The 26,786-nt window shown below is 46.0% G+C and carries 15 protein-coding genes; 2 read left to right on the forward strand and 13 right to left on the reverse strand.

All coding sequences use genetic code 11. The annotated features are described in order from the left end of the window. Positions 1-23 precede the first annotated feature (23 nt). Positions 24-3,770, reverse strand: coding sequence for a class I SAM-dependent DNA methyltransferase (locus EZE20_RS00965; protein ID WP_132113538.1), 3,747 nt, complete (start codon positions 3,768-3,770; stop codon positions 24-26). Between the two features lie 296 nt (positions 3,771-4,066). On the opposite strand from EZE20_RS00965, the gene EZE20_RS24510 reads away from it, so the two are divergent. Further along, positions 4,067-4,189, forward strand: a complete 123-nt coding sequence (locus tag EZE20_RS24510) for a hypothetical protein (protein ID WP_262709629.1) — start codon at positions 4,067-4,069, stop codon at positions 4,187-4,189. A gap of 230 nt (positions 4,190-4,419) precedes the next feature. Here EZE20_RS24510 and EZE20_RS00970 read toward each other — a convergent pair whose 3' ends face one another. Then, entirely contained in the window at positions 4,420-5,949 is a 1,530-nt protein-coding gene (locus EZE20_RS00970) for a GH3 auxin-responsive promoter family protein (protein WP_132113540.1), read from the reverse strand. Between the two features lie 752 nt (positions 5,950-6,701). Continuing rightward, the gene (locus tag EZE20_RS00975) at positions 6,702-7,214 is read right to left on the reverse strand and encodes a cupin domain-containing protein (RefSeq protein WP_132113542.1); all 513 of its coding nucleotides are present in this window, start codon (positions 7,212-7,214) and stop codon (positions 6,702-6,704) included. Positions 7,215-7,399: 185 nt separating this feature from the next. On the opposite strand from EZE20_RS00975, the gene EZE20_RS00980 reads away from it, so the two are divergent. Then, entirely contained in the window at positions 7,400-10,801 is a 3,402-nt protein-coding gene (locus tag EZE20_RS00980; protein WP_132113544.1) for a DUF7133 domain-containing protein, read from the forward strand. 232 nt (positions 10,802-11,033) lie between these two features. Here EZE20_RS00980 and EZE20_RS00985 read toward each other — a convergent pair whose 3' ends face one another. From EZE20_RS00985 to EZE20_RS01030, 10 genes are all read right to left on the reverse strand, one after another. Continuing rightward, a complete protein-coding gene (locus EZE20_RS00985; RefSeq protein WP_132113546.1) occupies positions 11,034-11,984 on the reverse strand; it encodes a helix-turn-helix transcriptional regulator in 951 nt (316 codons plus the stop codon). Positions 11,985-12,400: 416 nt separating this feature from the next. Beyond that, positions 12,401-13,309 carry a prohibitin family protein gene (locus EZE20_RS00990; protein ID WP_132113548.1) on the reverse strand — a complete coding sequence of 303 codons (909 nt, stop codon included), beginning with the start codon at positions 13,307-13,309 and terminating at the stop codon, positions 12,401-12,403. Between the two features lie 195 nt (positions 13,310-13,504). Continuing rightward, a complete protein-coding gene (locus EZE20_RS00995; protein WP_228713486.1) occupies positions 13,505-14,878 on the reverse strand; it encodes a TolC family protein in 1,374 nt (457 codons plus the stop codon). Positions 14,879-15,016: 138 nt separating this feature from the next. Next, positions 15,017-18,187, reverse strand: coding sequence for an efflux RND transporter permease subunit (locus EZE20_RS01000; RefSeq protein WP_132113552.1), 3,171 nt, complete (start codon positions 18,185-18,187; stop codon positions 15,017-15,019). Positions 18,188-18,238: 51 nt separating this feature from the next. Beyond that, a complete protein-coding gene (locus tag EZE20_RS01005) occupies positions 18,239-19,408 on the reverse strand; it encodes an efflux RND transporter periplasmic adaptor subunit (RefSeq protein ID WP_132113554.1) in 1,170 nt (389 codons plus the stop codon). Between the two features lie 182 nt (positions 19,409-19,590). Next, positions 19,591-19,968, reverse strand: coding sequence for a hypothetical protein (locus EZE20_RS01010; protein WP_165933375.1), 378 nt, complete (start codon positions 19,966-19,968; stop codon positions 19,591-19,593). A 302-nt stretch (positions 19,969-20,270) separates the two neighbouring features. Continuing rightward, positions 20,271-21,941: a complex I subunit 4 family protein gene (locus tag EZE20_RS01015; RefSeq protein ID WP_132113558.1), complete on the reverse strand. Its 1,671-nt coding sequence runs from the start codon at positions 21,939-21,941 to the stop codon at positions 20,271-20,273. Positions 21,942-22,120: 179 nt separating this feature from the next. Next, positions 22,121-24,112, reverse strand: coding sequence for an NADH-quinone oxidoreductase subunit L (nuoL, locus tag EZE20_RS01020; RefSeq protein ID WP_132113560.1), 1,992 nt, complete (start codon positions 24,110-24,112; stop codon positions 22,121-22,123). Between the two features lie 62 nt (positions 24,113-24,174). Further along, a complete protein-coding gene (locus EZE20_RS01025; protein WP_132113562.1) occupies positions 24,175-25,380 on the reverse strand; it encodes a serine hydrolase domain-containing protein in 1,206 nt (401 codons plus the stop codon). A 175-nt stretch (positions 25,381-25,555) separates the two neighbouring features. After that, positions 25,556-26,680, reverse strand: coding sequence for a hypothetical protein (locus EZE20_RS01030; protein ID WP_132113564.1), 1,125 nt, complete (start codon positions 26,678-26,680; stop codon positions 25,556-25,558). Positions 26,681-26,786: the final 106 nt, after the last annotated feature.

The raw sequence follows: 26,786 nt of genomic DNA on the forward strand, positions 1-26,786 counted from the left end.
CACGAGCACGTGGCTGCGCCGGTTTAGGCTGTTTCTATAATTTTTATTTCTTCTTCCGTCAAGTCGTACAGTTGATACACTAATTGGTCAATTTGGTTTTCTAAATCGGTTGTGTCGGCTTTCTGATTACTACTTTTTTCCTGAATAGCTCTCTCAGCTAATTCGATCAATTTAAACTGAGATTCCTCATCAATAAATGGAATTGGAATTTGTTCAAAATATTGTGGTTTAACCTCGATATATCCACCACTTCTAATTACACAAATACTTTTTAAAAAGTGCCAGACAACTTTTGAATTAAGAATAGCTAGTAATGATCTATCATTTGAAGGCAAGAAAACTGCCGGAGCATTTAAGTAAACCCCTGTATCATCAAATGCAAACTTGTTTGTATTTTGAAGGTTAGGAAAAATTATTTTGGGCTTTTCAAATAAATCGTAATAGGCACAGTTTCTCAATTCCCACCAAAATTCACCTTTATCAAAACGCTTTTTGGCTTTCTCTTTAAAACATTCAAGATGATTAAAAATTTCCGGATAAGATTCCTTCATTTTTCCCAATGCTACGTCCTCAGTTAGTTTACCAAAAGTCTTTGTTGTTGATTTACTTTCAAAGACAATCATTTTTTTAAATGGTTGAGGCGTTGTCCATTTCTTTAAATCTTTCCCATCATAAACATGTTTCAAAACAGCGTAATTTCCTAAATTACTTTCAATTACAAAACCTTCATTTAATCCTGTAATAATCCCTCGAAAACACTTTCCATATATTTCTCCAATAGTTTTATATTTTTGAATTTTAGCTAAAATATTTTGTTCAAATGGATTTATGAAATTCCAGGCAGACGAATTTAATTTATCCTGTGCAACTTCTGTGTATACTGATTCATCGCTTAATAAATCTTTATTGTTGAAATTAATTTTTGTGAATTTGAAAAATTTAAAATTGCTCTTATGCTTGTTTTTTTGAGCTATAAGTATAACTGGATAAGTTGTTGCTTCTTCAAAAACCGTAACATCTGTAAAATCAATGTATCTTTCAAATCGAAAATTATTTTCAACAAAATTTCTTAACGTTTTTCCTGCTGTTGTTTTGTCAAAAGTGTTATTAATAAATGAAAAATAACCCTTCTCTTTCATTATACTATGGCTTAACTCATAAAAATATGAAAAAATATCACCTCCTGATGTAAATACTTTATAGTTAGAAATAAGATGATTTTTAAAATCTCCTAACTCTTCCTGCCTGATATACGGAGGATTTCCAATCACCACATCAAAGCCTACAAAATCGCCTTCATCGTTCAGTACTTCGGGAAATTCAAAGCGCCATTCAAAGGCATTTTCAAAAATTTTATTGGCTTTTATTTCTTCTATTTCTGTTTCTATCTTTTTTGTTTCAACGGTCAGTTGCTGCACTTTTTTGTTCCAGACGGCTTTTTCTTTTTTACTCATTTCAAAAAGTTGCTGCTGATTGGTCATTTGAAACAACTCGCCCGATAGTTTGCGCAGTTTTTTTAGTTTTGGGTCATTCAAAGAAATTTCACTTCTAAAATCCGACTTAATGTCGGCAATCAGCCGTTCCATTTCTCTTTTTTGTTCCTTACTTTCGGCATTTCGGTACGTATCCACGGCTATCCGGTAGCTGTCAATCGTCCACTTGCTTTTCTTTAACGCCTGCTTAATGTCGGCATCAATAGCAAACCGGCTCACCAGGGAATTCCCGCATTTGATGTTGATGTCAATATTGGGCAATGTTTCCAGTTCGGTGGCATTTTTGTAATAGGCATTTTTCAAAAGTTCAATCCACAAGCGCAACCGACAAATCTTTACTGAGTTGGGGTTAATATCCACACCAAAAAGGCAATTTTCAATCAGCGTCTGCTTTTCGTGAAAAAGTGTTTCCTGTATACGCTGACTTTCTTTATTGGCCGGGTTATAGTCAAATAGTTCACCTTCTTCGTCCGTAACGATCAACTCATCATTCACTACTTCTACCTCGTACCTGTGCAGCGACTTAGCCTGCCTGTCTTCCAGTATTTTCAGATCGTTTTTTACCGCAATCATTTCATTCAGAGCCGAAACCAGAAAATGCCCCGACCCCACCGCAGGATCACATATTTTGATGCTGTTGACTACTTCATTGGCTTTCTTTCTTGATATTTTATGCGGGATCAACTCATAAATATCCTCAATTTTTCCAATCCCCAAATCAGGAAAATTCTGGTCAAATTTCTGCACCACCGCCTTTCGGATCGTTTCACGGCACATGTACATCGTAATGAAACCCGGAGTAAAAAACGAGCCGTCTTTGTAGCCATTTATTTTTTCAAAAATCAACCCAAGAACCGACGCATTGATCAGCGTTTTGTTATCTTCCTGAATTTCTTCGGCTCCTTCATTACTAAAATCATAGGCATTCAGAAATTCAAACAAATAGTCGAGCGTGCTTAGTTTTCCCGTTCTTTTTTTACCATACTGATCTTTCAAAACGGTAGAAGAAATGATTGGAATCGTTTTCTCGTCTTTCAAATTGCTGATAAACAAAGTAAGCTGCTCCAAATCCGTTGGCTCAAAAAGCGAAGAATTCAGGTAAGGTACTTTCTCAAACGCCTTTTTTACATCGTCGTTTCTTTTGTCATATTTACGTGCCAGCACCTGAAAAAACAACCCGTTCAGATCGTCATAGTTTTTGATTTTATTCAGATTCAAAAACGAGTACGATTGGTCGCCTTTGTGGTACGTAAGCAGCTGCGCTTCCAGCAACTTCAAAAATAAAATCCGATTGATCCACGTAATTGTGAGTTCCAGGGCTACATTGAAGAGTCGTTCCTCCTGCGTATTTCCGTATTGTCCCGGTTTTTCCAACCGGCTCAATTTATCCAGACTATCCAGCTGAATAATCGCATCTTCAAGGATTGTTCCCGTATTTCGTTCACCCGCCTTGTTGCGTTCAATCAGCTTTTTGCTTCCTTCTTTGGTTTCGGTCAGGCCAATAATGTGTAGCAGCTCACTATAAAACCGTTTGTCGAGGCTATTGCTATCGTTAGTAAAAGGTAATTTTAACAGATGCTCCGGCGACAGCAATTTGAACAACGCAATCAGCGCCGTATCGTCGGCCTTATCCGCATTACGCAGCGGTTTTTGATACTCCTGAATATTGAAATAGGTAAATTCAATTTCGCCGGTGATGTTACCGATAAACGGCTCCGCAATTTGTTTGTAAAAAAAATCGGTTTTGGTATCGGCCAGCCGTCCTCCTTCAAAATCGTTGAATTGTTTTACAAGGTTTTTATTTTGGGCAAAAAGTTTGTCAAATGTAGTCGCATCAAAAATGAACCATTCGTTGATATTGGTTGCTATGAGGTATTTTACTTCAAGATTTTTGTAGGTAATTCGCTCCCTCAAATAATACAGCACCAATTCCTGAAACGCCTTCACGTTCAGCTTTTTGGAGGTTAGCATTTCTGCTTTGTTGGTCGGTTTTTTCGCTTCAATAATTACCCCCACCGAAGTATTGGCGTGGGGGCCGTTATGAATCACAAGGTCGTTCCGGCCTTTGGTATTGATGAAGTGGTTTTGTTTGTAATAGGTATCTTTTAGAAAGTCCGAAACCAGGTTTTTATGAAACTCTTCGCTTTCCGTGTCATTTGTGCGGTCGAGTAACGAAATAAGATTGGTTTTGAAACGTTCAATTTCATCTCTGTTGGGCTTTACTTTCAGGAAGGCTTTGTTCAAAATCTTCCTTGGCTTGAATTCTCTTAATTCCATTCTACGATTTATATCCTTTTAAAGTAGGTTAAGCAGGCAAATCCGTGGGCCAAATCCGTGGGCTGTGTCGCACAGCCCCAAAGGCCCAAATCCGTGGGCTGCGTCGCACCATAGCCGTCAGGCTAAGAATAGCTTCGGAGAAGCGGAACGTTTGTAGTATCTCATAATCAGTTAGTTAACAAGCTTCGGAGAAGCGCAATGTTTGCAGCTAGTTCAAACTCGGACTCCATTGCCAAAGTGTAATATTGCGCTTCTCCGAAGCTTTTTTATAACCACAATGGCTTTTTCTACAAACATTGGGCCTCTCCGAGGCCATTAGCCTGACGGCTATGGTGTCGCACAGCCCCAAAGGCCCAAATCCGTGGGCTGTGTCGCACAGCCCCAAAGGCTGCACATCAATCTACGATGTATTTCTGTGAAATAGAAAAGTAAATCGGGGGAAATTATTGATCGTTTGCTTTTCACAGCCAAAGTGAATACCGGATTGTAAGATTTTTGGGCCGCTCCCAACGGAGCTCAAACGAATAAATATTCTAAGTTGCTACAAACGGATTGCTCCTACGGAGCTTTTTCTCTCATCCGTGGGCTGTGGTGGTACAAAGCTCACGGAAGAAAGTGGGTGAACAAGCGACGAAATACATTCAGCTACTTAGCGCGTAGCCTGCTCCAGCAATTCTCTGATTTCCTCAATATAGACCCGGTCGTTGCTGAGTCGTGGTACTTTATTTTGTCCGCCAAGTTTTTTACGGCGCCCCATCCATTCGTAAAAAGTACCGGGCGCAACCACCTGAACCAAAGGTTTGAGCAAGGCAATATCCTGAAACCGTTTGGCATCATAGTCCGAATTCAGCCGCCGCAGGGCTGCATCAAGTGTTTCAACAAAAACGGACAGATCGTTTGGATCATTGGAAAATTCGATGATCCATTCGTGCCTTCCCCGCGCGCCATCCTCCATGTACACGGGCCCGGCCGTAAAGTCCCGGACAATTGCCCCTGTCTCTTCGCAGGCTTCGGTCAGGGCCATTTCGGCATTTTCAACAATCAGTTCTTCACCAAAAGCATTGATGAAATGCTTGGTGCGGCCGCTTACTTTCAGACGAAAAGGAAAGCGGGAAGTAAATTTTATGGTATCTCCGATCAAATAGCGCCACAAACCCGAGTTGGTAGACAGAATAATCGCATAGTTTTTATCCAGTTCTACTTCATCCAAAGTCAGCGTTTTTGGAAAAGGTTTGCCTAATTCTTCCATGGGCATAAACTCATAGAAAATGCCATAGTCGAGCATCAGTAGCATTTCGCCGGGATGAGCGAGGTCGTCCTGCAAGGCAATGAAACCTTCGGAAGCGTTGTAGGTTTCGAGGTAGGTAACTTTGTCGGACGGAAAATATTTTTTGGAAAAAAGCTCACGGTAGGGTTGAAACGCAACGGCCCCGTGAACAAATACCTCAAAATCGGGCCAAACATCCAGCATAGACTGCGCGCCTTTATGCTCCATGATCCGATCCAGCAGCACGATTGTCCAGGTAGGTACGCCCAGGATACTCGTGACATTTTCCTCGGAGCATATAGCGGCCATTTTTTCCAGCTTTTCTTCCCAGTTTTCCAAAAGGGCAACTTCCAGAGGCGGCGTGCGCATAAACTCGCCCCACGCGGGCAGATTTTGCATAATTACCGCCGACACATCGCCCACCTGCGTTTCCGAATTATAGGGATTTGTATGAATCGTGCCGCCAATCGAAAGTCCTTTTCCTTCAAAAACCTGCGTATCGGGCCGATTGGCCACGAGGAGCGTCATCATATCTTTTCCGCCCATGTGGTGGCACTCTTCCAGCGACTCCGGCGTGACGGGAATATACTTACTGCGTGCGTTGGTAGTGCCCGACGACTTGGAAAACCATTCGGTTGGCGTGGGCCAAAGCACGTTGGGCTCGCCTTTCAGCACCCGCTCGATGTACGGAAAGAGATCTTCGTAGGTTGACACCGGCACTTGCTCCCGGAATTCCTGAGTGGTTTTGATTTGGCCATAGTTGTACCGAATCCCCCATTCGGTATAGCGGGCCGTTTGGATTAATTCGTTAAAAATACGCTGCTGAGTCTCGACCGGATTCTGCATAAAATCCTGAATACGCTGAAGGCGGCGTTTCAGAAACCAAACCACTACGTCGTTCACCATGCTCATAGTATTTCTTCGGAGAAATTAAATTTTAACGTATTCCAGGCTTGCAAGTTATCTGCCTGATACAAACATACCAAATTATTGATTGAATTGGAGAAGTGCCACTTCGGTTGGGGAATAGCTACTTAAAAATACGCCCACTAGTACATTTTTATGCAAATCTTATTCCCGCAGAAACAACCTGAACCAGGTTCAATCAAAAGTAAAAATATGTTTTCCTGTATGTCAGGGGTAAACATCAATTTTTTTATGCTAATTATTTGGAATTTTAGTCCCTTCCATTTAGCTTAGAATTAGAGAGAAAACACTGATACACAATAATGTAGCATAGTATACACACACATTTTTTTATAATTCAGTGTATTTTAAAACAATGTTCTCTCTCTTCTACAATGGTCAACGGGCGCTAGATGCGCCCGTTTGGCATGCACAAAATACTTTTTCTGAAAGAATCCTGTACAAATAGCTATTTGATCTATTTTTTCACTTAAATGAACGCTTACCTATACTTATTTTAATCTCGCTGTTACCATCTGACTAAATCAGCGTCTAAAACCACAATAAACGATATTGCCGTACAATAGGGACGTCGGACAACTACTCTACACACACTAAGTAATTTGAGTCAGGCTCAAAAAAAGCCTGTACTTTATTTTCTTAAAGAGTAACCCTCCCCTATATTAAGTATATTAAGTAAAGCAGGTTTCTATATGGAAACCTGCTTTTTTTTATGGTACAATTTACATCACTCATCTTTATGTAAGTTGCTCAATCAGAGCACTGTGTTGTGGATAACGACCGAGCAAATCGCTGCGATCGGCCAGTTCGAAATCTTCGAAATCGAAGCCGGGTGCCACGGTACAGCCCACAAGGGAATAGCTACCGCCCGCCATAGGTTTGGAACCGAACCACATCCCGGCCGGTACTACGGCCTGAAAAACCTGCCCGGCTTCGGGGTCATTGCCCAGCCGAATGATGCTGAGCTCTCCGGTTTCGGGATCAATTACAAAAACTTCCAGCGGATCGCCCGTATAAAAATGCCACAACTCATCGGCCTGAATGCGGTGCAGAGCCGAAACATGATGCCCTTCGAGTAAAAAATAAATAGCCGTACCAAACGAACGTGCACCGCCAAACCGTGACGGCAGCGCCTGCGCTGAAATCAGCTCCGCAGCGCGGTAAGTTTCGGCAAAATAGCCGCCCTCAGGGTGCGCCTGCATCGTCAGTTTTTCGACCCAATACGCCGCACTTTTCTTTTTTTCTGCCATAATTTTAGTTGTAAACTATTGGTCAACTATACTGCTCTTTTCAAACGTAAAAGTATTCCAAATTCTATCGTACTGATCTATACGCGCCATTTTATTAACTTTTGAGTATAAAAACCTGCGAATTTACTCTTTCCTGATAGACCTGAAACCGGTCAATTTTTAACAAACAGTAAGAATTACTATCTATGAATTTAAAAAAACTCTACCACTCCCGTTTGTTTCTGTACCTGATGGCAGCAGGTATGGTTGTTTCCTGTATGAAACTGGCGCCTACGGGTTCGTTACCCATTGTGGTTAAAGAAGATGCAGCCACGGCACGGGCAACGGAGATTCGGGACAATAGCTCCATTAAATTGGCTGATGGCCTGAAGCTCGATTTATGGGCTTCTGATTCGCTGGCACCGGACCCAATCGCCATGTCGATTGACGATCAGGGCCGGGTGTACCTGACCCGGACGAACCGGCAAAAAAACTCAGAATTTGATATTCGCGGGCATCGCAACTGGATGACGCCCTCCATTGCACTCCAAACGGTGGAAGAACGCCGGGCCTTTTTGCGTGAGACGTTTGCCCCTGAAAAAAGTGCCGAAAACGAGTGGCTTAAAGACCTTAACGAAGACGGCTCCCACGACTGGAAAGACCTGGCCGTTGAAAAAGACGAAGTTTGGCGGCTGGAAGATACCGACGGCGACGGCCTTGCCGATGTCTCTACCCGTATCCTCAGCGATTTTTTTGAAGAAATTTCGGACGTAGCCGGAGCGCTGCTCGTGCGGGCCGAAGATATGTTTGTGGGCATTGCCCCCGATATGTGGCGCCTGACCGATACTAACGGTGACGGCCTGCCCGATCAGAAAACGTCGATCAGCCACGGCTACGGCGTGCACATTGGCTTTGGCGGCCACGGCATGTCGGGTGCCATCGAAGGTCCCGACGGGCGCATTTACTGGGGTATTGGCGATATTGGCGCTTCCTTAACCGACAAATCCGGCAAAAAACACGAGTACCCCAATGAGGGAATCATCGTACGGTCGGAGCCGGACGGCAGCAATTTTGAAGTCTTTGCCGCCGGACTGCGCAATACGCATGAGTTTGTGTTTGATGAGTACGGCAATTTAATTACCGCCGACAACGACGGCGACCACCCCGGCGAAAGCGAGCGATTGGTACACATTGTGGACGGGCATGATGCCGGCTGGCGCGCCAACTGGCAATACGGAAAATATACCGATCCGAAAAACAATAGCTATAAAGTCTGGATGGACGAGCAGCTTTTCAAACCTCGTTGGGAAGGACAGGCTGCCTATATCATTCCGCCCATCATGAATTTCCACAATGGCCCCACAGGTATGGTTTATAATCCGGGTACGGCGCTGGGCTCGGAGTGGAAAAATAAATTCTTTTTGGTGGAATTTGTGGGAAATCCTGCCCGCTCGCCCATTTGGTCGTTTGGTTTGAAACCACAGGGCGCCTCGTTTGTGCTCGATGGCGAAAAAAATATCCTGAACGGTATTCTCCCCACGGGCATCCGCTTTGGCCCCGATGGCGCATTGTACGTGGCCGACTGGCTCAACGGCTGGAACACCAAAGATGCAGGACGTGTATGGAAGCTTGACGTAACGGCTGATAAAGATGATTATAAAGCCCTGCGGGAAGAAACCAAACGCCTGATGCAGCTCAACTACGCTACGCAGTCAGAAGATGCATTGCTTGGATTTTTGTCCAATCAGGACATGCGCATTCGGCAAAAAGCTCAGTTTGAATTGGTAAAAAGAGCTGCGCCGGGAGCTGCTGTTTTTGAAAAAGCGCTCGCATCCTCATCCCCTCAAATGGCGCGGATTCATGCCGTGTGGGGCTTAGGCCAATTGGCCCGTCAAAACAAATCGTATGGCAATCCGCTGTTGGCTTTGCTGAAAGACGCTGATCCCGAAATCGTAGGACAGGCCGCCAAAGTTCTTGGCGATGCGGCAATTGCTGAGGCAGGCCCGATGCTTGCTCCCCTGCTCACGAGCCAAAACGACCGGGTAAAATTCTTTGGCGCGCAAGCCATTGGCCGCGTAGGCTACACGGCGGCGGTTCCGGCTTTGTTAAAAATGATTGAGGCCAATCAGGATAAAGATGTGTACCTGCGGCATGCAGCGGTTTTGGCACTCACCCGCCTGAACCAAACGGAGCCAATTATAGCGCTTGCTAAAAGTCCTGACAAATCGCTGCGACTAGCCGCCGTGCTGGTGCTACGCCGCTGGAAAAATGAAAATGTGCGCCTGTTTCTCGCCGACTCCGACGAGTACATAGTAGCCGAAGCAGCCCGGGCCATCAACGACGACCTGTCGATTCCGGCTGCGCTGCCTTCCCTTGCCGCAACGCTCAAAGAAACCCGTTTTACGTCAGAACCCTTGCTTCGCCGTGCCATCAATGCCAGTTTGCGGGTGGGTGGAAACGAGCAGCTTGCTTCTCTGATTGCTTTTGCCAAACGCCGCAACGTACCCAAAGACCTCCGCACCGAAGCCCTCGCAACGATTGCTTCATGGGCGTCGCCTTCGGTACTCGACCGCGTCGATGGCCGCTATCGGGGCGTTGTGACTCGTGATCCAGCGTCCATTCAGGCATTGGTAGAGCCGCATCTTGCTACACTATTGGCCGACAGCGAGCCGCAGGTACTGATTGCCACTGCGGAAATCATGAGTGCTTTACAAATCAAAAGCCAACAGAAGGAACTGATCCATATCCTGAATAATAATCCGTTCCCTGACGTCCGGTCTGCTGTACTTACGTCGCTTACAGCCCTGCAATATTCCGATTTGGAATCGATCCTTAAAAAAGGAATGAACGATAGCAACGAAGATGTACGCACACGGGCTCTTAGCCTTGTAAACAGCCAAACGCTTTCAGAACAGGCACTTTCAGATATTGTAAATGTGATTTTTGCCAAAGGTTCGGTAAAAGAACAACAGCAAATGCTGCGAATTTTGAGTGCAGCACCCGCCCAGAAAACGACCACCATTCTTGGCAATCTGATTAGCCGGGTAGAGAAAAAAGAGCTATCGCCCGCGCTCAACCTCGAACTGACCGAAGCCGTAGACTCTACGCACTCAGAGGCGTTGATTAGCCGCCTTGCCGCGGCAAGGCCCAAAGGTACGGGCGTAGCCGACTATTTGGATGCCCTTTACGGTGGCGACCGTCAGCAGGGACAGCGTTATTTTTACACCAATTCTACGGGGCAATGTGTGCGTTGCCACGCTGTCAATGGCAGAGGTGGAGAAGTAGGGCCTTCGCTTACAACGATTGCCAATGAGCTTAGCCGCGAGAAAATCCTTGAAGCCCTGATTGAACCCAGCGCCCGCCTTGCCCCCGGCTATGGCACCGTGACGCTGACCCTCAAAGATGATCAGATGATTACAGGAATTTTGATGGCCGAAACCAGCAGCGAACTCACGCTGAAAACCTCCGAAGCTGAGCCGCTGAAAGTACCAACCGCACGCATCGCCAAACGGGAAAACCTTCCGTCGAGCATGCCGCCGATGGGCTATATTATGTCTAAAAGAGAGATCAGAGATGTCGTAGAATTTTTGGCAAGTCTTAAAAAGTAATTGATACTTGTTGCTTCATATAAACCAAGGCCCGCAGGTTCTCTGCGGGCCTTGGTTGTTTTAGTGTAGTTGGTGAAAACATCAAATGTATTTAGCTGTAGTTAGTGTTTTTCATCAACTACACCGAATATAAGGCTTGAAAAATAATAGCCATGAAGCATTACCAGAAACTCTTTTTATCCTGAGTTTGATTTGGCAGGCTTGTGCTTGAGTACAAATATGAGGTCACAATTTACCTGCTTAGATCCGATTCAATCACGTGCGAGATATAAAACATATACTCAATATCAGGTACTTTCAGAATGAGTGAGTTGAACTCGAGCAAAAGCATTAATTCACCTTCGGGTTTCTCCATGGTGTTTTTGTAAACGGGTGCAATCAATAATTGCTCAGCGACCCGGACAGCAACCAAATCATCTGGCTTTAAGTCCTCGAACTGATCGGCTGATAATAAATAGCCAACCAGCAAAGTTCCTGGCTTGAATTTCACATAGTCTGATGGTATTGTTTCAAAAACGACGGCAGAAGCCAATTCTTCATCAGTGAGCCGTCCTCGTCGCATAAGCCAGCCATCGGGTTGGGGGTTTCTGTCATCGAAATGAAGTAAAGTGTCTACGATTTTCTGCAATGTAAGATCAGTCCGGATTTGTGGGTCTAATTTGGGTAGAACGACAAACTCTTTGTATACAGGCTGATTTACAGACGATAACCGCGTGGTGAGTAAATTTAGATTCTTCTCTCCAAATACAATTTCTTCAGGAACGTTTAAAGCATGAAGAATTTTTTCTTTCACATCGGATCTGAAACGGGAAGTATTCAAATATACATTTATCATAGCCCGGGTAACGCCTATCTTTTTAGAAAGATCAGCCTGTTTAATATCCTTACGTTTTAGATAAACTCTGAGACTTTGGCCTTCGTGCTCATCCTTCGTTTTCTCTAACAGTGGATGGCTAGGCATAAAATGAGTTTTGCCCAAAATGTAGGCGGTAGAGCCGGGAATAGCCTTTTCTATCTGACTCAGCATGTATTCTGAGGGCTCAGTCATTTCGTTTTCGACTCTTGAAATGGTGTGGGCACCTAGTTCTACCAGAATAGCAAATTTAGGACGGGACAAATTCATTGCGACTCTTAAATCAGCTAATCGTTCAGCCGCCAAGTTTGAAGTCATTTCCGTATCCATGATTATTTGTTGAATGTAGTTGTTTGTATCTAATGTAATAGTATTTATGAAGAAGATTTAAAAGTACAAAAGTTTAATTTATTGGTCCGTAGTTGGTGAAAAATCCCAACTACACCGCAAACTAGGGCGTAAATATTGTTGGTGAATTCACCAGGCTTCGGAGAAGCCCAATGTTTGTAGGAAAAGCTGGTTTTTGTAACTAAATAGCTTCGGAGAAGCGCAATATTATGATTTTATGCTTCTTCGATGACTTTAAGTGACCGTCAACATTGCGCTTCTCCGAAGCTCCATAACTTGCTGATTATGAATTACCTACAAACATTTAGCTTCTCCGAAGCTATTCTTAGCCTGACGGCTATGGTGAAAACACCAACAAAGGCATTAACAAAATACCAATGATGGCATTCTAGCTTCCCTTACTTATCATTCAAAATCAGCGGAATTCCGCCTTTTCCTCCACCCAAAATGACAATTTTTGTATTCGGCGATTCTGCCAGTTCTTTTTGGGCTTTAATCAACTCATACTGCAACTGCCGGTCGGTAAGACTTGTCGCAATGATGGTTTGGTAATCCGAAATACCCTTGGCCTCTACCCGCTTCCGCTCGGCTTCCTGCTGTTCTTTTTGCAGGACAAATTCCATTTTCTGCGCGTCCTGTTCTGCATTTATTTTTGATTCAATGGTTTTCTTCACTGATTCAGGCAAATTAATGTTCCGAATCAACAGCTGTTCCAGAATCAGGCCACGTTCTTTGAAATCCTTGTCGATGGTTTTGTAAATCCGATCCTGAAACTCATCGCGTTTTTTGGAATAAAGTGAAACCGCATCATAATAAACAGCATTGTCCCGAATCCTTGTACGCGTAACGGGCCGAACGATTTTATCCTTATAATCTCGGCCAATTTGTTGATAAATCGTCGGTGCAGAGCTTGGGACAATTTTGTACAGAACCGTCAGGTCAATGACCACTTCCAGACCGTCTGCCGACAGCACCCGGATGGCGTCATCGCCCGATTGCTCGCCTTCCGCAGCCGTGGCCGACATGGTGTAGTTTTGGGTTTTGGTGTCGAAAACGGTAACCTCGACCAGCGGATTGACAAAATTCAATCCATTTTCAAGCACATTGGTACTTACTTTTCCAAACAGCGACTGAACGCCAATGGTCCCCGCATCAATCTGCCGAATACTCGCAGTAAGTGCACCAACGAGTGCCACGAGAATTCCCGCAATTTTGACGGGCCGTGAAAAGCGGGAGATATTCAGTGAGGGGGTATTAATCGCAAAACCCGCCACAACAAGCAGCAGACCTAAAATTATAAAAAACATAGGGATGGTAAATTAGGTGAAAGTTTGCGTGTGTTTCTGAAACCGAAGACAGGTACATATCCACACGCAGGCACATTCTGTGCTCTCCTAAATTACGGAAAAACCCAACGCCATACAAGAATTTTGATAAAAGGACGCCCCGAAGGATGTAACGTCTTCGGGGCGTTTGATTAGTAGTGGAAAAGAGGTTCAAATCTATTCCCAACCGCCACCCAACGAACGGTAGAGATCAATGAGTGCCGAAAACTCCCGTTGCCGGATCGTCGTTTGTTCCAGTTCGGCAGAAAGTACCGAGCGCTGCGCGGTGATTACTTCGAGATAGGAGGCATATCCCGCCAAATACAAATCGTTGGAAATAGATACGCCCTGCTGCAACTCCGACGTTTCCTGGGTTTTCAGAGCCGATATTTTCTTTAAATTATCAATAGTTCCCATCAGCAGAGCGGATTCCTGATACGCTTCCAGAATCGTTTTATTATAGCTGTACAACGCTTCCAGACTTCGGGCCTGCGCACGATTCTGATTGGCACGCAACGCCTGTCGATTCAGAATGGGAGCCGTTAATCCTCCCAATAATCCAAAAGCCAGCGAACCCGGATTCAGAAGTACGGCGCTCCTGAAAGCGTTTAGGCCGGTGTAGGCCGTAATGTTCAGCGAAGGCAAAAACGACAGCCGGGCTGCCTGCAACTCTTCCTGATTTGCTTTGAGTTCGAGTTCGGCCTGCTGCACATCCGGTCTCCGTCGAAGCATTTCGGCAGGAATACCCACACCAATACTTTGTGGAAGCTTTTGATCCAAAATAGGATTTCCGCGTACGATGGGCTGAGAGAAACGTCCCATGAGGGTATTGATGCGGGTTTCTATTTCCAAAATTTGTTGTCGAATTTGTATTTCCAGGCTTTGGGTATTGAGCAACTGAGCCGCAAATTGCCTGACGGCCAACTCATTGGCCCGGCCACCCTCTTTCTGAATAATTATAGTTTCCAGAGCTTGTTGCTGCAAAACGGCATTTCGTTGAATAATTTCCAACTGATTATCCAGCGTCAATAACTCATAGTACAAGCGGGCAATATCGGCCACCAGGGTAGTTTGAACCAACTGACGGCCATTTTCTGTGGCCAGAAAACGCAGGTAAGCAGCTTTGCGGCGGGTACGAAGTTTACCCCAAATGTCCGCTTCCCAGGTACTTCGAGCCCCCACAAAATAATCGGGAAGCGGGTTAGTCATGCGTTGATCGGGGTTGATATTGTCCGAAAAATTGGTATCATAATTTCCCACACCATCCATCGTATATTCACCAAATCGGCGAACACCGCCCGAAATCTCAGCATCTACCGTCGGCCACAACGCCCCGGAGCGCTCCTGCAAATCGGCCCGGGCCTGAGCAATGCGCTGCTGCGCAACGGCCAAATCCGGATTTCGGATCAGGGCTGTGTCCAGCAAAGCCACCAAATACGAATCCGTAAAAAAATTACGAATGGTCATCCCTCCTACGCTGGAACTATCCATGCGTTCCAGAAAAGTCCGGGGCGCCTGCAGCGACGTTGGTGCGGGCAAAGGTGTCATCATTTTACACCCGTTCAAAAACATAAGCACGACCGGAAGGAGGTATTTTATTAGAGGTATGTTACACTTCATATACGTAAGATTGTACATAGAACGCCGGGTGTTTCAGAAGCCGAAGAAACACCCGGCAGGTAGCTATATCTATTGATTGATTAAATTTTCTTCGGTTTCTTCCGTAGGCGCAGGCTCCACAATTTCAGGAGTTTTTTTCTCGGTAAGACTTGCAAAAAGTACGTAAAGACCCGGAATCAGGATAATCCCAAAGATCGTCCCAATGAGCATACCGCCGGCAGCGGCAGTTCCGATGGAACGGTTGCCCAGCGCACCTGCACCCGTGGCAATACACAGCGGAATAAGACCCGCAATGAACGCAAAGGAAGTCATCAGGATGGGACGCAGACGCTCGGTAGCTCCTTCCATAGCCGCTTCCAGTACCGAAAGGCCTTCTTTTTGTCTCAAAATAGCGTATTCTACAATCAGAATGGCGTTTTTACCCAAAAGCCCAATGAGCATAACCAAAGAAACCTGCGCATAAATATTATTTTCCAGCCCCAGAAGTTTTAACCCTAAAAAGGCCCCGAAAATACCCGTTGGCAACGACAGAATAACAGGCAACGGCAGCAGAAAACTTTCATATTGCGCCGCCAGCAGCAGATATACAAACACCAGACATAGAATGAAAATATAAATGGCCTGATCGCCCGACAGGATTTCTTCGCGCGTCATACCCGACCACTCGTAGGTAAATCCTTTGGGGAGTTTTTGGGCCGCCACTTCTTCTACGGCTTTGATGGCATCGCCACTACTGAATCCCGCAGCAGCGTCGCCGTTTATCATCGCCGACGTAAACATGTTGTAGCGCGTGAGCTGTTCAGGGCCGTAAACTCGTTCGAGTTGGGTGAAGGTAGAATAGGAAACCATTTCGCCCCGATTGTTTTTAACGTACATCTTGATGATGTCTTCGGGTGCCGCCCGGTAGCGCGGATCGGCCTGCACCATCACTTTGTACATTTGCCCAAAGCGAATAAAATTTGATGCATAGTAGCTCCCGATTAGCGTTTGGAGCGTACTCATGGCATTGTCGACGGTTACGCCTTTCTGGGCAGCCATGTCCTGATCCACGTGAATCAGGTACTGTGGAAAACTCGCATCAAAACTCGTGAAAGCGTTATTGATGGCCGGTGTTTCTTTTAGGGCCGCAATAAATTCATTCGTCACCCGGGCGGTTTGTTGCAAATCTCCGCTTCCGGTTTTATCCAGCAGGCGGAGCTCAAACCCGCTCGAATTTCCAAAACCGGGCACCGTAGGTGGTGGAAAAAACTCAATGCTTGCATCATGAATATTTTTTGTTTTTTCCTGCATGATCTCAATGATATCCTGCACCGACCGATTGCGGTCGTCCCAGGCTTTGAGGTTAATCATGCCCATGCCGTACGAAGCGCCTGCCGACTCGGTCATGAGGCTATAACCTGCCAGCGTAGATACTGATTCAACCTCTTCAATTTCGGCGGCCACCCGCTGCACTTCATCCAAAACGACCTCCGTCCGCTCGACGGTAGCGCCTACGGGTGTGGTCACGTTGACATACAAAACGCCCTGATCTTCGGTCGGAATAAAACCCGCCGGTAAAATAGAATTGATCCCCCAGGTAGCTGCACAAAAGGCTACTAACAACAGAATCGTGATAACCCGCCGCCCTGCGATTACTCCTACCAAAGACTTATACCGCGCAGCTACGGAGTCATAGCCGCGGTTGAAGGTGCCAAAAAAGCGATTTAGAATCGTCTGCTTCTTTTCTTCATGATGCGTATTTTTCAAAAGAAGAGCGCACAAAGCAGGCGTTAGGGTGAGGGCGTTGATTCCGGAAATAACAATGGAAATGGCAAGCGTCAGGGAAAACTGTCGATAAAAAACGCCCACCGGACCCGACATAAACGCCACGGGTATAAACACCGCCGACATCACGAGCGTGATGGCCACAATGGCGCCGCTGATCTCGCCCATTGCGGCAAAAGTCGCTTCCCGGGCACTCATATCGCTTTCGGCCATTTTGGCGTGCACGGCTTCTACCACCACAATCGCATTATCGACCACAATTCCAATAGCCAAAACCAGAGCAAAAAGGGTCAACAGATTAATCGAAAAACCCAGCATTTGCATAAACGCAAAGGTCCCGATCAGGGCCACAGGAACGGCAAGGGCCGGAATGAGCGTGGAGCGGAAATCCTGAAGGAACAGGTAGACGATCAGAAAAACCAGAATAAATGCTTCAAACAACGTTCGTACTACCTCAGAAATGGATGCATCCAAAAAGCGTGAAACGTCGTACGAGACCGTGTAGGTCATGCCGGGCGGAAAGGACGTTTCCTTCAATTCGGCCACCCGCTTCTTTACGTTCGCAATTACCTCACGGGCATTCGAGCCGGGGCGCTGTTTGAGCATAATCGAAGCCGACGGACGACCGTCAGACTTTGACGCCATGCTGTAATCCAGCGAACCAAATTCAATTTCGGCCACATCGCGCAATTTGAGCATCGAGCCGTCAGGCTCCGCCCGAATCACGATGTTTTCGTACTGTTCGGGCTCGTACATTTTGCCCGTGTAGCGCAGCACATATTGCAACATGGGCGAAGTCCGTCCTGAGCTTTGACCTGATTTTCCGGGGGCTGCTTCTACATTTTGCGCTCGAATCGCCTCAATCACTTCCTCTGTTGATACTTTATAGCTCGTCATCCGGTCGGGTTTGAGCCATACGCGCATGGAGTAATCACGGCTACCCATAATTTCAGCAAAGCCTACGCCGTCAATTCGTTTCAGCTCGGCCAACACGTTGATGTCAGCGAAGTTATACACAAACTTTTCACCAATTGTCGAATCAGAACTCATGATGTCGAGGTACATCAGCATGCTGTTTACCTCTTTTTCGGTCATAACGCCCGCCTTGATTACTTCTTCGGGCAGCTCATCAATAACCGACTGCACGCGGTTTTGCACATTGACCGCCGCGAGGTCTGGATCGGTGCCTACTTCAAAAAAAACCTGGATCAGCGTCGTGCCGTTGTTACTTGACACCGACGACATGTAGGTCATGCCCGGCACACCGTTGATGGCACGTTCGAGCGGAGTTGCTACTGCTTTGGTACATACCTCCGCATTGGCCCCTGTATATTTGGCCGTTACTGTCACCGACGGCGGAACGATTTCGGGAAATTGTGTGATGGGTAAGCTGATCAGCGCCAAACCTCCCAACAAGGTAATTAGTAACGAAATAACCAATGAAAGCACGGGTCTTCGTATAAAAAGATTAAACATGAATCGGGGCGAGTTAGATAAAAAAAATAGACCGCATACTCTTTTGATAGCTTATAGCGAAAGTCCTTCGTCAATCGAAACAGACTTCCCCGTGTCAGCTTTTACGAGCTTGGGCAGGATTTTTACATTATCCTTCAACGACTGAATCCCCTCGTACACCACACGGTCGCCTTCTTTCAAACCCGACTGCACCAGGTAATAATCCGAAAACCGGGACTTCGGCACAAAGCTTTTTACCTTCACCTGATTATCCTTACCGACTACATACACGTAGCTTTTATCCTGAATTTCAAAAACGGCTTTTTGCGGGACCAAAATAGCATCCGTAACTGCATTGGTCAGACGAATAGTACCCGAAGAGCGGTGTTTCAGGAGTTTGCCTGGATTGGAAAACTGCGCCCGAAACGCAATGGAGCCTGTTCCTTCGTCAAATTCTCCTTCCATGGTTTGTATTCGTCCTTTTTCAGGAAATTCAGAACCATCGGCCAGCTGTAATTCTACGATGCGGTTGTCGGTATCGCCAGTCTGTTTGCGGGATTTTATAAATTCGAGGTATTCATTTTCTGAAACATTGAAATAGACATACACAAACCTGGTATCCGAAACCGAAGTCAGCAGCGTTCCTTCGTCAATCAAACTTCCAACTTTGTAGGGAATCCGGTTGATGACTCCATCAAATGGCGCTTTGATTCGGGTACGGCTCATGTGAATAGCGGCATTCGTTTGGGCCGAGCGCGCTTCTTCAATTCGGGCCTGAGAGGCCAGCAAACGAGCTTCGGCTACCTCCCACTCAATTTTTGAGATCACTTTTTTATCCACCAATTGCTTGATCCGGCTTACTTCCAGCTCAGCAGCTTTGGCTTCGGCAATGGCACTTTGCAGATTTGCCTTGGCTTTGGCAGCTTCGGCTTCATATTCTTCATCATTGATACGAAAAAGTAACTGACCTTTGCGCACTTCCTGCCCTTCATCCACATATATTTGTTCCAGATAGCCTTTCACACGAGCGTAAATTTCTACATTTCTGACCGCATTGATATCTCCAACATATTCACGGTGTAGTTCTGCTTTTTGTGCTGTTAGCTCAATGACTGGAAATTCGTCTACCGTAATTTTGGGAGCATTTTTATCCGCATTTTCTTTGCTGTTCACGGTGCATCCTGCCAGCAGGAAAGCACAGATCACAGCCACATATCCGGGGGCGTTTGTTATAGTTTTCATTGATTAAATATTTTGATGGGTTAAAGTTTTTTTGTGCATAAGTTTTCCTTCCGAAATAAATCAGCCATTCACTGTCTGAATTATTCTGAAAATATTTATGTAACTAAATAAAACTTAAATAATTTAACGTGAAAATAGTGTCCTGACTATCAGGCATTCACTACACGCAGAAAAGAGGAAAATCAACCCAGTTCGGGTGGAGGTATAGAATAAGGGAGAAAAAAACTTAACCAACGTTTTTCTTCACTGAGAATAGGCGCGGCCAGCGTTTTTAGAGCCCGAAAGCAGATGAACTGCGTCACACCGTCTTCATAGTGTGTTTCCAGGGTATCTTCAAAATCAAAGTTCCCTCCTTCTACTTCTTCATTGTCAAACTCACGAGAAGAAGCATTATGAGTAACTTTTATCTTTTTTACTTTTTTGACATACGACGAAACCGGCTTGCAGCGGGTTTGCTTCAAATAACACTTTGATTTAATTAAATTTTTTGCAGGTATTGTACTATTAGAGCCATAAGAAAGGGCCTTACTTAGCGTCAGCGACAAAATCAGCACCAGCATGTAAGCCACTCGTATCATGTAGAAAAACTCAAATCGGCAGAAACTTCACTAGTAAGTAAAGACGAAGCAAAGAAAACCTACTTCTTTATAAAAACTAAAATAGTTCTAATAAAGTTTGCATAAAAATATTTTATACTAATAATCAAAATATTATTTCAAGATATTTAAATATTGCCAAATTATCAGGAGCATTCTTTTGCAAGGTCAGATTGTTCTCTATTTGTATTTTTCTTTGAATAATTTTAAAAAGAACGGATTTTTTGTAACTAAACTATTTTAATATACGTCAATCCGTCCAATTTTTAATTCAGGCTATCGAGCCATGCCTGAACGGTTGGTCCGGTGATTGAAAAAACGGTATTCGGGAATAAGCCCAGCAGCAACGTGGCCAACGCAAGTACCATCAACAGGCTCATTTCTCTTGGAGATAGGTCTGTAAGCAACGCCGCATCTTCTGACTTCCGATACCAGAATTCTCCAAAGAACATGCGCTGCAAAGTCCACAGAAAATAGGCCGCAGCCAGTACAATACCAACGGTAGAAACGGCCGGAATCCAGATCGGAATCTGCCCTGCGCGAAAGGCCCCCATCAAGGTAAATAACTCTCCTACAAAACCAGAAAAACCCGGCAGCCCCAGGGAAGCAAAAAAGGCGATACCGGTTAAGACCGTATACCGGGGCATTCGGCCAATGAGCCCGCGGTAGTGATCGATTTGCCGGTTATGCGTCCGGTCTGAAAGAACACCAGCCAGTAAAAACAACATCGCCGACAGCACCCCGTGGCTAACCATCTGATAAATAGCGCCGTTGAGTCCTTCGGCAGTTAGTGCCGCGATTCCCAGCAACACAAATCCCATGTGTGAGATTGATGAATAGGCAATCATCTTTTTGAGGTCGTACTGCGCCAGAGCATTAAAGCCACCGTACACAATGGAAATCATAGCCAGAATCGCCAGTGGAACGGAGCTATCGAGGGCTTCATTTGGAAAAAAACCATGCACGATTCTGATAAACCCATAGCCGCCAATTTTAAGCAAAATTCCGGCCAGCACAACCGAAATCGGCGTGGGCGCTTCGACGTGGGCATCGGGCAGCCAGGTATGAACGGGCACAACGGGAAGTTTGACGGCAAAGCCGGCAAACAACAGCCAGAAAGCCAGCACTCGTACCGAAGTTTCGCCCAGAAAAATACCGGAAATTGGATTGAGCCAGGCATCCGGCAGGTAATTGGCCGGATCGGCCAGGTACTCAAACCGGAATGTGTGCACCAGCTGCTCAGGCAAAAGTACGCCCTGCGCCAGGGCCTGCTGTACTTTGGAAATCAAACCTTCGGAAGGCAGTTCGCCAGCCAGAAGCCAGCCCGCCGCACGGGCCGTTTCCAGCGGATCAATCGCTGAAAGATACAGGCCAATCATCACGATAAGAATCAGTAAAGAACCGAGAAAGGTGTACACAAAAAACTTGATGGCGGCGTATTCACGCCGGGGCCCTCCCCAAAGTCCGATCAGGAAATACATGGGAAGCAGCATGAATTCAAAAAAGAGGTAAAACAAAAAGAAATCCTGCGCCAGAAAACAACCTACGACCGTGCCGCTCAGAAGCAAATACAACGCAAAGTAGGCCTTAGGGCGGGCCGTGATGGTCCAGGAACTAATGGCACCCACGAGCATAATACTTGTTGCCAGCAGCACGAGCGGCAGGCTGATTCCGTCTACGGCCAACGCGTAGTCGATCGAAACCGTGCCAAGCGAGCCCAGCGGCAGGGTGATCCAATCATAGAGCTCTGAATAGGGATAGCGACCCGTGCTGAAATCAAAGTTTGTGTATAAAAACCCGCTCAGGACAACTTCGAGCAGGCAAATGCTGAGGGTCAAAAGGCGGAGATTGCGGCTGCGGTGGGCAGGCCACACGAGCGCCAGCAAAGCGCCGGTCAGAGGCAGAAAAATCAGTAGGGTGAGCAGATGTTCACGCATGGACAGTCGATAGAGGTTTGGGATTCGGTTTCGAATCAGCTAATTTATAGTAAGTACTTGAACATATTTAGTTTCATTAAATGGACAATCAAACAATGGTACAAACATTTGATTATCAGTACAATAAAAAACTAATAACCGGGCGGCGTTCCGCTAATAACCTAACAGCTAATAGCTACTTAAATCACAAGCACCCACAGAAGCAGCAAAAGCACGCTCACAAAGGTGACCAGAAAATAGGATTGTATTTTTCCATTTTGAAATTGCCGAACTACTGCTCCTGCGCCACGCACCGAATAACTAACCGCCCGCACGCCTCCGTCGGTCAGATAGCGGTCTGCCCAGCTTAGCACATGCGCCACAACAACCATATAGCGGCTCAGGCGGTTTACGAGCGTGTCGATGCCCCGATTCTCGATGTACGCGCATGCGCGGGCTATTTTTTGCAGCGGCCCCAAAAAGAAAATGTGCTGTTGGGTTTCTTCGCTGTGCTCTGCCAATAGCCGAAGGCGATTGAATATCTGTTGTGCCAAAAGCCGCCAGTTTGGACTTTCGTCTTCTCCTGCATCGGCCAGAAAATTTCGGGTACCAGTCGCTTTTTGCCAGGCAAAGCCAATGCCGGAAACTGTTACGGCTACGGAAACCATAGGTACCCAAACAGAATGAACGTCAGGCGCATACTGCAATACCCGGAACAGCCAGCCTGACTCTGCTTCAAACGGATTAGACGAATACCAGAAAAATAACGTCCCTACTGCCAGAATCGCCATGGGTATCCACATCAAGGCAGGCGACTCGTGCGGATGAACGCTTGCAGCTGAATACCGTTTTTTTCCAAAAAAGATTAGCCACACCTGCCGGGTCATATAGTAGGCAGTGAGTCCGGCGGCCAGAATTGCCAGTGCAGCAAAGACATAAGCCACTGAACCCAAAGAAGCCGTACTCGCAAAGGCCGCCAGAAAAATAGCGTCTTTTGATAAAAATCCCGACAAAAGCGGAAGCCCCGAAAGTGCAGCTGCACAAATCACAAAACACCAGAAGGTACGAGGCATAACCGTCCGAAGGCCACCCATCGTACGCATATTTTGAGGATCAAAGTTGGTTTGAGTTTCGGTGGGATGCAGGGCATGAATAACCGAGCCTGCTGACAAAAACAACCCGGCTTTAAAAAATGCATGGGTAAGCAGATGAAACATAGCCGTTTGCCAGCTACCCAAACCAACCGCAACGACCATCAGCCCCAGCTGCGAAATGGTAGAATAGGCCAGCACGCGCTTAATATCCCAGGCCCGCAGCGCCAGCCAGGCACCGTGCAGCATTGTGATGGTACCAATGCAGGCAATGACTACCTGCGCTGTCGGGGTCAGGAGAAAGGAAATACGGGCCAAAAGAAAAATCCCGGCGGCAACCATCGTAGCGGCGTGGATCAAAGCCGACACGGGCGTGGGGCCTTCCATGGCATCCGGAAGCCAGGCCGAAAGCGGAAATTGCGCAGATTTGCCGACGCATCCACCAAAAAGACAAAGCCCGATTGCGGTCAATAAGCCCGGTGAAAGCACCGACAGGGCCGAGGGAAGAGCAGTAAAATCGGTGGTGCCGGTATGGTGCAACAAAAGCAAGATACCCGTCAGAAAGGCAGCATCGCCGATGCGGTTGAGAATAAAAGCTTTTTTGGCCGCCCAAACCGCCCGTGGTTTATGATGCCAAAAACCGATGAGCAGGTAAGACGAAAGCCCTACGAGTTCCCAAAATATGTACATTAACAGCAAACTTCCCGAAAGAAGAATGCCCAGCATTGAAAAAATGAATAGTTGCAGAAAAGCAAAATATCGGCTCCGGTTGGGGTCGTCGTGCATGTAGGCAATGGAATAGACCTGCACCAGCAGCGCCACCGCATGCACGAGCAGGAGCATGATGCCCGCCAGCGAATCAACCCGAAGCGATAAGGTAAGAACATAGGGCCCGAGCCTGATCCAGTCATACTGCATCTGAACGGACTCCGGCGAAAGAAAAAGCAGTAAACTCAGGCCAAGCCCAGCCGCTGTAAATGCGGCGGCTACCCATCCGACTGAGGCTCTTAGAAAACTGCCCATGCCTGCAATTGCGCCGAAAGCAAGAAAAGGCAATGCCAGCAGAAGAAGCACGGGAAAGGTTAAATCGGTTGAAGACATGTACTACGTTGGGTATTTGGCTGGGCAAATATCTTTAATTCGGCCCCCAATTCAAACCGAACTTACAGGTCTTTCTCAATATCATCGGTCTGTACCTGCCCATGCAGGATGTCCAGCAGTTCTTTGATCTGATAGACCGAACGATTATACGAATTACTTAAAATGATAATAATGAAGTCGTCCGCAGGATTCATCCACATCATGGTATTGTAACCTTTCCACCACCCCCCGTGATAAATATAGCGGGCTTCTTCGCGTTCGTCCAGGTGCATTCTGAATCCATAGCCATAATTTTTCATGCCTTTTCGTTCAAAACTTCGGGGAGAGAACGCTTCCCTCATGGTTTTTCTACTAAGCAAACAATTGGCTGTCAATCCTTTATAAAAGCGATACAAATCTCCGGTGGTGGAATACAAACCTTTATCACCCACTACTTCGTCGTAGTAATCCTTGGGCACCTCGCGCCCGTACTGATGCCCGACCGTTCGGAATGGCAGCGTTGAATCGGCAGCATTGGTGTTCAAAAAGGTATGCGTCATGCCGAGCGGAGCCAGGATTTGCTTTTGGAGATAAGCCTCAAAAGTCACACCTGATACTTTTTCAACAATTGCCGCCAAAACCAGATAATTGGTATTACTGTAATTGAACGAACGGTTGGGCCGATTGTAAGGTACGGGAGTCGGTTTTACAGTTGCAAACCAACGCATGACGTCCAGATTAGACGGATACTTTTTGCCGTGCCGCACGCTGTCCATGAAAGCGTAGGTGTAGTTGGGCAAGCCACTTCGGTGGCAAAGCAGATCCTTAATGGTAATGGCGCGGTACGGGAAATCAGGAAAAAAATGCTGGATTGAATCTTCTAAACGGACTTTTTTCGCCTCGTATAATTTAAGAATAGCCACTGCTGTAAAGGGTTTCGAAAGGGAGGCCAATTGAAACGCATGCTGCGAACGGAGCGTATCTTTATCTCTTAAATGAGAATATCCAAACGATTTTTCATACAGAACGACTCCTTTTTGAGCAATCAGGACATTGCCATTAAATCCTGAAAGGCGCTTTTTCCTGAAAATTTCCTCGATTTGACCGACTTTATGTGTGGCATCAATTTTCAATCGAATGGTCGCTTCCTGTTCCGCTGTCAACGGACTTCCGACACACTCGGTATACCAGTCGTTCGGTTCCTTCACTTTGCTATGTTGCGTCCGCTCACAGCCCTGCAACCCAATGAGGAGGGCAAAACCCAGCACCCATTTGGCTTTCTTCTTCACGTTTTGTATCACCAGCTCACTACCAATTTTGTGTCAAAAAATGTAATTTTAGGTAAAGAGTTTAGGAATAAGTCGTCTTTTTATTTACATCTTTGTGTAAAACGCCTAACAAAGGTACGGAGGAAAGGCTTTGAGTTCAACATTTTATGGAATCCAATTAAAGTTTCAGAAACGCTTATTGAACCAAAACCCGTAGCGACAGCGGTATTCCGTTTTCTTTCAGTGTTAAAACGTAAATATCAGGTTTAAGTATCTTTTCCGGGATAAGTTCCAGAAGTTCGGGGGAAATTCGCTGCTGTTTTAGACCAATTTCGACACCCTGTAACGAAAATAACCGAACCTGCGACATATCCTGAACAGGTAATGCAAGATAGATTCGGTTGCCCGTAGCGGGAGAAGGGCTCACGTAGGCCGACGGGTTTTGATGCGGTGTAATGATATCCTGAATGGGCGAATATTCATACGTTCCGTCCCAATCCACTATTTTCAATCGGTAGTAACTTGTGCCGGGCCTTGGGTCTGTTTCGGCAAATTCGTAAGCCTGCGGAGCTTCCTGTCCACCCGAGGCCGGCATACGGGCGACATCTACAAATCGCTTTAAATCGGTACTTCTCTGAATCACAAATTCGCGCGTATTCACTTCCTGAGCAGTTTTCCAGGAAAGATGAACTTTCTGATTGATTTTTTGAGCTTTAAAATCAACGAGCCTTACCGGAAGAATGAATAACGTGCGCTCGCCGTTGATTGTCAACTCATCAAACCACAGCGTTCCGCGACCGCTGATCGCTCCATATGCGTATATCCTGAGCGTGACTCCGGTAGATAGATTTGGATGGGCAAAAGGAATGGTCGGTTCAACAAAAACAGAAGCGCTCGTCAGCTCTACTGCCTGAATAACAGTCGAATAATTATCCAGACTACTTTTAAAAAGCACCCATACGGGCCCTTCGCCAGAGCGCTTAAGACGTACGGAGATGGACGAAAGTGTGTACTCATATTGGATTGGTGTGAATGAAATCTGCATGTAAAATGATTCATCGATTTCTGTTGGCCAACGCTTGGTAATCAAGGCCTGATTGACCGCATCGGTGATACCATATGGGCTGATTTCAAGCTGACCTACATCCGCAGAAAAGGAGGCAGCGCTAATCGAAAAATTAGTAGATCCGGACTCCCCTGAGAGTGAGTTGTCAAAAGGCCATCTGATCTGAAACGGAGTTGTTTGTGCATGAGCAAACAAGTGAGAGAAAAGCACAAAAACCAATGTGCGAACAACGAGAATGCAGTGACATAAACGCATGGAACAGAGAAGTTAAGAGGAGTAATTTCAACCCTGTTTTTCATACCTACGCTGAGCACTAGTGGTGTATCTGATTTTAAGTTAATTACTATTTAAATAAAAAAAA

The organism is Arundinibacter roseus (genome assembly GCF_004348825.1).
Lineage (GTDB): Bacteria > Bacteroidota > Bacteroidia > Cytophagales > Spirosomataceae > Arundinibacter > Arundinibacter roseus.

Bases quoted from the DNA above. Each gene is read 5' to 3' on its own strand.
- EZE20_RS01000 (WP_132113552.1), bottom strand. From the start codon at position 18,187: ATGTTTAATCTTTTTATACGAAGACCCGTGCTTTCATTGGTTATTTCG.
- EZE20_RS00985 (WP_132113546.1), bottom strand. From the start codon at position 11,984: ATGGATACGGAAATGACTTCAAACTTGGCGGCTGAACGATTAGCTGAT.
- EZE20_RS00965 (WP_132113538.1), bottom strand. From the start codon at position 3,770: ATGGAATTAAGAGAATTCAAGCCAAGGAAGATTTTGAACAAAGCCTTC.
- EZE20_RS01005 (WP_132113554.1), bottom strand. From the start codon at position 19,408: ATGAAAACTATAACAAACGCCCCCGGATATGTGGCTGTGATCTGTGCT.
- EZE20_RS00995 (WP_228713486.1), bottom strand. From the start codon at position 14,878: ATGATGACACCTTTGCCCGCACCAACGTCGCTGCAGGCGCCCCGGACT.
- EZE20_RS00990 (WP_132113548.1), bottom strand. From the start codon at position 13,309: ATGTTTTTTATAATTTTAGGTCTGCTGCTTGTTGTGGCGGGTTTTGCG.
- EZE20_RS00975 (WP_132113542.1), bottom strand. From the start codon at position 7,214: ATGGCAGAAAAAAAGAAAAGTGCGGCGTATTGGGTCGAAAAACTGACG.
- EZE20_RS01015 (WP_132113558.1), bottom strand. From the start codon at position 21,941: ATGCGTGAACATCTGCTCACCCTACTGATTTTTCTGCCTCTGACCGGC.
- EZE20_RS00980 (WP_132113544.1), top strand. From the start codon at position 7,400: ATGAATTTAAAAAAACTCTACCACTCCCGTTTGTTTCTGTACCTGATG.
- nuoL (WP_132113560.1), bottom strand. From the start codon at position 24,112: ATGTCTTCAACCGATTTAACCTTTCCCGTGCTTCTTCTGCTGGCATTG.
- EZE20_RS01030 (WP_132113564.1), bottom strand. From the start codon at position 26,680: ATGCGTTTATGTCACTGCATTCTCGTTGTTCGCACATTGGTTTTTGTG.
- EZE20_RS00970 (WP_132113540.1), bottom strand. From the start codon at position 5,949: ATGAGCATGGTGAACGACGTAGTGGTTTGGTTTCTGAAACGCCGCCTT.
- EZE20_RS01010 (WP_165933375.1), bottom strand. From the start codon at position 19,968: ATGCTGGTGCTGATTTTGTCGCTGACGCTAAGTAAGGCCCTTTCTTAT.